9 protein-coding genes are annotated in these 6,561 nt (G+C 41.3%); all 9 read left to right on the forward strand.

The features are described from left to right. The coding region (locus DW015_RS12965) for a type II toxin-antitoxin system PemK/MazF family toxin (RefSeq protein WP_147338175.1) at positions 1-340 on the forward strand (340 nt) is incomplete at its 5' end. Next, positions 333-491 (forward strand): hypothetical protein, encoded by a 159-nt coding sequence (locus DW015_RS13530; protein ID WP_178182115.1) that lies wholly within the window; start codon positions 333-335, stop codon positions 489-491. The genes DW015_RS12965 and DW015_RS13530, both read left to right, overlap by 8 nt. A gap of 12 nt (positions 492-503) precedes the next feature. Next, positions 504-617, forward strand: a complete 114-nt coding sequence (locus DW015_RS12970) for a DUF3789 domain-containing protein (RefSeq protein WP_117877047.1) — start codon at positions 504-506, stop codon at positions 615-617. A gap of 71 nt (positions 618-688) precedes the next feature. Continuing rightward, positions 689-1,414, forward strand: coding sequence for a recombinase family protein (locus DW015_RS12975; protein ID WP_117905929.1), 726 nt, complete (start codon positions 689-691; stop codon positions 1,412-1,414). Between the two features lie 469 nt (positions 1,415-1,883). After that, positions 1,884-2,234: a hypothetical protein gene (locus DW015_RS13820; RefSeq protein WP_242993302.1), complete on the forward strand. Its 351-nt coding sequence runs from the start codon at positions 1,884-1,886 to the stop codon at positions 2,232-2,234. Between the two features lie 103 nt (positions 2,235-2,337). Continuing rightward, entirely contained in the window at positions 2,338-3,366 is a 1,029-nt protein-coding gene (locus DW015_RS12985; protein ID WP_117905931.1) for a recombinase family protein, read from the forward strand. Then, positions 3,305-4,921 (forward strand): recombinase family protein, encoded by a 1,617-nt coding sequence (locus tag DW015_RS12990; RefSeq protein WP_117905932.1) that lies wholly within the window; start codon positions 3,305-3,307, stop codon positions 4,919-4,921. Before DW015_RS12985 ends, DW015_RS12990 begins: the two co-directional genes overlap by 62 nt. Before the next feature lie 59 nt (positions 4,922-4,980). Continuing rightward, complete coding sequence (locus tag DW015_RS12995) at positions 4,981-6,084, forward strand: amidoligase family protein (protein ID WP_117905933.1); 1,104 nt, start codon at positions 4,981-4,983, stop codon at positions 6,082-6,084. Between the two features lie 13 nt (positions 6,085-6,097). Further along, positions 6,098-6,561 (forward strand): gamma-glutamylcyclotransferase family protein (locus tag DW015_RS13000; protein ID WP_147338174.1); only part of this gene is annotated, 464 nt, incomplete at its 3' end.

Consider the following 6,561-nt stretch of genomic DNA (forward strand, 5'->3'; position numbering starts at 1 on the left):
TAAACGTGGAGATATTTTTTACGCAGATTTGAATCCCGTGGTCGGCTCAGAGCAAGGCGGTATTCGTCCTGTGCTGGTGGTACAGAATAATGTGGGAAACAGGCACAGCCCAACGATCGTGGTTCTTCCGCTTTCGACGGCAAAAAAGCATTATCTTCCCACTCATATTCATATCCGAGGTTCAAAAACATTGCCCAAGGATTCAATCGTGCTTGCGGAACAGATACGGACGATAGACAGATACCGATTGAAAAGTTACGTGGGTTCAGTTGATTTTGAACTTATGGAAAAAGTAGAAAAAGCGATGAAAATAAGTATAGGAGTTGATTTTGATGACTAAATTTGGACAAGCAGAATACAGCGATTTTATGGCGAGAGTATTTGCGGACAAGCTTGATGAAATTCTTGAAGCAGCCGACAAACAGAATTTTAACAGCAAAAATACGGAAGATATATACGGTCAGTTCCCGTCTTCAAGGGACGCAGCATAAGGGGGTTAAGAAATGTTAGGATTTATTATTGGATTGCTTGCAGGCGGTACAGCGGGAGTAATCACAATGTGTCTTTGCACTGCGGCAAAGCAGGCAGATGAAAATATGTCAAATTCGGACAAGTAATTTTGTCCGGTTTGGTGATACCTTTCTGAAAAGATTTGTGGTATCCTTGTTGGTAAAACGGAGGTGAGGAAATGCCGACAGTAACGGTTATACAGCCGACAATAGCAGAAGAAAAAGCAGTCAAGATACGTTGTGCCGCATATTGCCGAGTAAGTTCCGACAGCGAAGATCAGCTCAATTCCTTTATGGCTCAGACAAGGTATTACAGTCAGGTTTTTGAGGATTCAGAAACAGAGGAACTCATCGACATATATGCTGACGAGGGTATCACAGGAACCCGTGAGGACAAGCGTGACGAGTTTCAGCGAATGTTAAAGGACTGCCGCAAGGGTAAGATCGACAGGATTTACACCAAGTCAATCAGCCGCTTTGCCCGAAATACAAGGGATTGTCTGAAGAACGTAAGAGAACTGAAATCCCTTGGTATCACAATATATTTTGAGAAAGAGAATATTGATACTGCCAACATGACCGATGAAATGATGATAACGATCATGGGCGGTTTGGCGCAGGAGGAATCGACTTCGATCTCTCAGAATATGCAATGGAGCATAAGGAAACGTATGGCTAATGGAACATATATAGTATCCCATGTTCCATACGGATATACGAAATCTGGAGGAAAAATGATTGTAAATCCTAGAGAAGCTGAAATTGTAAAGCGCATATATGAAGATTTCTTGAATGGAAAAGGACTCCTGCGGATAAGTAATGACCTTAATGCAGGGGGGATTCCAAAAAAACTCAAAAGGCAAACCTTGGAACAAAAATGTTGTACGGTATGTACTGACAAATGAAAAATATATTGGGGACTGTCTTTGGCAAAAGAAATTTACCGAGAATGTATTCCCTTTCAGGAAAAGCAAAAATCAAGGTCAGGTGGACAGCTACTATATAACCGACGCTCACGAGCCGATTATATCAAGAGAGGACTTTACAAAGGTTCAAACGCTTTTAAAACAGCGCGGCGAATATTACGGTAATACCGAATTTAAGCAGTATCCGTTAACTATGAAAATTTTCTGTGATAATTGCGGAAAAATATATAGACGCAAAAACATAAATGGAAAAACTTATTGGGTATGCCGAACGCATGATAACAGAGCAAAAGATTGTCCGAATAAGGCAATAGCTCAGAAATTGATCTATATTTCATTTATCAGATTATGCAATAAGCTGTGGTACAACTACAAGCAAATTCTTGTACCTCTCCAAACGTCGTTACAGGATTTAAAGCTGAAAAAATTCAGCGGAAACACCAATGTTATGGATATTCACAAAGAAATCGCAAAACTTAAGGAGCAGACCCATGTCCTTGCAAGACTGAAAACGAAAGGATTTCTGGACGAGGCAAAATACATTGAGCAGACTACGGAGCTTACAGCTAAAATCAATAAACTGCAATCCGAGCTGAAAAAGCTTACACGTTCCGACGATGAGAATGAAACGCTTGATCAGATTGAAATGTTGATTGATTTTTTTGAAAAGCGAGATAATCCGATAACCGAGTTTGAAGAATTGGCATTTGAGAGTATAGTTGAGAAAATTGTTGCTACAGATCAGCATGAACTGGAGTTTCATTTGATCGGCGGATTGAAGTTAAAAGAAAACATATAACGGAAAGTGCCTTGCAGTAAAATTGCAGGGCATATTTTTGTCGGTTTTGGTACTGGATTTCCGCAGAAGTTTGTGATATTGTTGTACATGGAGGTGAAATTAGATGCCCAAAAACAGAGTAATACCGTTCGGCTACTGCATGAAAAGCGGCGAAATAACTACAGAACCGAAAGAAGTTTGCGCAGTTGCGGAAATTTTCAGCGAATATCTGAACGGCAGCAGTTTACTTCAAATCGCAAAGCTAATGGAGTCTAAAAAAATACGATATACTGAGGATTCTGACCGTTGGAACAAAAATATGGTCAAGAGAATAATCGAAAATGAGAAATATCTCGGAACTGACAAATATCCGCAGATAATTGATGAGGATATTTTCAGGCAGGCTAATGAAAAGCGAGTGAGAAAAGCTACTACGCTTAATCTGGTATGCGACGATTTACAGGAAATCAGAAAGGTTACATACTGCGCCGAATGCGGAGAAAAGCTTTTCAGAAAAACTAACGGCAAAGGACGTGAATATTGGAACTGCGGAAATCCCGATTGCTTTAAATATGAATATAGGTTGACAGACCAAATGATAATAGGAGCGGTGCTGACTGTTTTAAACACTGCTATTGCAAATCCCTGCCTATTAGAGTACGGCGGCGAAGTGAGCACATATTCCCCTACCGCCGATGTGATCCGTAAACAAAATGAAATTAATCAGATGTCCGATTCTATACAAGTGGACTTTGACCGAGTGAAATCTGAGATTTTCAGGCTTGCCGAGCTGAAATACGACTGCTGTACTTACAATGACAGTCCGCAGAAAACTAATGAAATCAAGGCTCTGCTTGAAAATCACGAACAATTAAATACGCTCGATATTGGCTTATTTAAGTCCTGCGTAAACAGGATTTTGATAAGCCATTTTTGTACCATAGAGGTTGAACTCATAAATGGAGTGCGAATTAAAAATATAACGGAGAAGGACAATTTGAAAGCAAAGCTTTCAAATGCGAGTTTTGACCTTTGCGGACAAAGTCCGCAATTTGCTGCGCAAACCGTTCAAAACATCGAGGAGGTAAATAATGAGCACAGCATCGAATGTAACGATAATTCCTGCCAAAGCGCAGACGGAAATAAACCGTGATAAATATCACCAATTGAGAGTAGCTGCATACTGCCGAGTGTCCACCGAACAAGAGGAACAGCAAAACAGCTATCAGGTTCAGATCGCATATTACACAGACTTGATAAATCGCAAAAAAGAATGGACTCTTGCCGGAATTTTTGCCGACGAAGGTATCAGCGGTACACAGACAAAAAAGCGTACCGAATTTAATCGCATGATCCGTATGTGCAGAAACAAGAAAATCGACCTTGTAATTACCAAGTCGATATCGAGATTTGCCCGAAATACCGTTGATTGTCTTGAGTATGTCAGACAGCTTAAAGACTTGGGTATCGGAGTTGTTTTTGAAAAAGAGAACATCAATACGATGACAATGACTTCTGAATTTATGATAGCTCTGTACGGAAGTTTTGCTCAGGCAGAATCGGAGTCAATAAGCAAAAATGTAAGCTGGGGAAAAGAAAAAGCTTACCGTGAGGGCAAGGTACAGTTTCAGTATAAATATCTTCTCGGTTACAAAAAAGGTGCAGACGGCAAGCCTGAAATAGTTCCTGAAGAAGCGGAAACAGTTAAGCTGATTTTTAATATGTACCTTGACGGATACACGCTTTTAAATATCGCAGATACGCTTATGGCTCAGGGCAGAAGGACGGCTACAGGCAAAAATATTTGGAGTAAAGGCGAGGTTCAGCGTATTCTGAAAAATGAAAAATATGTCGGCGACGCACTTCTGCAAAAAAGTTTTACGGTGGACTGCATAACTCACAAAGTGGTGAAAAATAACGGTGAACGTCCTATGTATCTTGTGACAGACCATCATACGCCGATTGTTGACCGTGACACGTTCAATCGAGTACAGCAGGAGCTTGCAAGGCGAACTTCCAAGCGTAAAATCAGCGATAAAACCAAAACTGAGCAAGGCAAATACAGCGGAAAATATGCGTTATCAGAGCTGTTGATATGCGGTCACTGCGGAACTCCATACAGACGCAGGGTGTGGTCAAGAAACGGCAAAAAGCAGGTGGTCTGGCGGTGCATAAGCCGTTTGGAACACGGCAAAAAGTACTGCCCCGATTCACCTACGATAAAAGAAGAACAGCTACACCAAGCGATAATTCATGCGATAAATAATTACTATTCCTGCCGAAATGATATTGTGCGGATTTTAAAAGCGAATATCGGTTCGGTGCTTGAATGTCAAGGTCAGGAGGAAATCCTCTCAGCAGAAAAAAGACTTAGGGAAATCGACCAAGCAAGGAATGATTTAGTGGACTTAATCGCTTCAGGCGGCTGCGATGAGGATAAGCTTGACAGCGAGTTTGCGAAGCTTTATTCGGAAGAACAGCAATTAAGCGAACGTCTTGAAAATCTGAAATTGCAGAACAAAACTTCAGAAGAAACACAGGCGAAACTTGATGAAATTATGAATATGATAGAGCATGAGAAATTTGAGTTAGAAACATTCGATAATGTGCTGATTCGCAAATTAATCGAGTGCATAAAAGTACTGAGCAAGACCGAAATATTGGTGATTTTCAAGGGTGGCTACGAAGTTAAAGCAGAAATTGAATAACGATTAAATTTACGGCTTGCGGAGAGATATGCAGGCTGTTTTTGTTGGGAGGCGGTTATTTGGCAGGCAATTTTGATGGGATAAAGACAAGAAATTTTGGCATTGAGATAGAAATGACGGGTCTTACAAGATGTCAGGCGGCAAAAACGCTTTCAGGTGTTCTGGGCGGAGAAGTTGTCCATGAAGGTGGTACTTATGATAAATATACAGTAAGAGATTCCAAAAACAGAGATTGGTCTATTGTGTACGACGGAAGTATCAACTGTTACAATGCAAACGGCGACCGAGCGTCCAAATCCTACAGTGTGGAAATGAATTCTCCTGTTCTTGAATATGAGGATATTCCGCTTTTGCAGGAGGTTGTACGAGTTCTTAGAAAAGCGGGCGGAGTAACAGGTCCGAGATATTGTGCAGGCACGCATATTCATATTTCGGCAGACGATTACACTCCGCAGCAGATACGCAATCTTGTAAATATTTTTGCAAGTAAGGAGGACTTTCTGTGGGACGCTTTGCAGGTTTCTTCTGCTCGTGAATCCTACTGTCACAAGATGGATAAGCAGTTCATCGAGGAAATTAACCGAAAAAAGCCTAAAGATATGGAAGAAATAAAGGGACTTTGGTATCACGGCAGAATGAGCGAACAGTTTCAGCATTACTCAAATAGCCGATATGTTATCTGCAATCTGCACTCATTCTTTCAGCATGGTCATTACGAGATAAGGGCATACAACGGAAGTCTTCATGCCGGTGAGGTAAGAAGTCAGATAGTTCTTGCGCTTGCCATAAGCAATGCGGCAATGACTAAGAAATACTGTTCTCCGCACGTTTCGCAAAGCGACAATATGAGGTACAGCTTTCGTGTATGGCTTTTGAATCTTGGACTTATCGGAGATGAGTTCAAGAATTGCAGAACGCATTTGCTAAAACATTTGGATGGCGATATTGCATGGCGGCACCCGGAGGACGGAATCGCTGCAAGGGCAAAGCTGAAAGAAAAGCGTGAAGCTGAACGGCAAGCCGCCCGTGGGCAGCGTGTCGAGCCTGTAAGCGAGGTTCAGGAGTTAAACGAAAATGTATCCGATGAAAATTCAGAGCCGACAGAGAGCGAATGTGAGAACTTTGAAGAAGATGAAGAAATGGGCATGGAAATGTCAATGTGATCGGAGGTAGAGAATGAAAAATAAACAGTTATATATTGCATATGGAAGCAATATAAATTTGGAGCAAATGGCATACAGATGTCCACATTCAAAGGTTGTAGGAACATCAGAAATCAAGGATTATGAATTAGAGTTCAGGGGCGTTGCAACAATCGTTCCGAATAAGGGTGCAAGAGTTCCCGTTCTGATATGGGAGCTTGACGAAAGGGATTTGCCTACTCTTAACAAATACGAAGGCTACCCCAGTTTCTACAGGCAGGAAAAAATGACCTTTGAAATGGACGGAAAAACCTACGAAGGTATGGCATATCTGATGAATCGTGGGACAATTTCTCCACCGAGTCAGCAGTATTACAACACGATTTTGCAGGGATACAGAGAAAACGGTTTGGACGAGAAATATCTTCAAACAGCTCTTGAAAATTCTCAGCAGCTTGAGTATTACGTGAATGATGAATTCGATGAGGATTTTGATGA

Source organism: Ruminococcus sp. AF37-20 (assembly GCF_003460465.1).
Classification (GTDB): domain Bacteria; phylum Bacillota; class Clostridia; order Oscillospirales; family Ruminococcaceae; genus Hominimerdicola; species Hominimerdicola aceti.

Excerpts from the sequence above, each read along its gene's own strand:
- DW015_RS13530 (WP_178182115.1), top strand. The coding sequence starts at position 333 with ATGACTAAATTTGGACAAGCAGAATACAGCGATTTTATGGCGAGAGTA.
- DW015_RS12970 (WP_117877047.1), top strand. The coding sequence starts at position 504 with ATGTTAGGATTTATTATTGGATTGCTTGCAGGCGGTACAGCGGGAGTA.
- DW015_RS12975 (WP_117905929.1), top strand. The coding sequence starts at position 689 with ATGCCGACAGTAACGGTTATACAGCCGACAATAGCAGAAGAAAAAGCA.
- DW015_RS13820 (WP_242993302.1), top strand. The coding sequence starts at position 1,884 with ATGGATATTCACAAAGAAATCGCAAAACTTAAGGAGCAGACCCATGTC.
- DW015_RS12985 (WP_117905931.1), top strand. The coding sequence starts at position 2,338 with ATGCCCAAAAACAGAGTAATACCGTTCGGCTACTGCATGAAAAGCGGC.
- DW015_RS12990 (WP_117905932.1), top strand. The coding sequence starts at position 3,305 with ATGAGCACAGCATCGAATGTAACGATAATTCCTGCCAAAGCGCAGACG.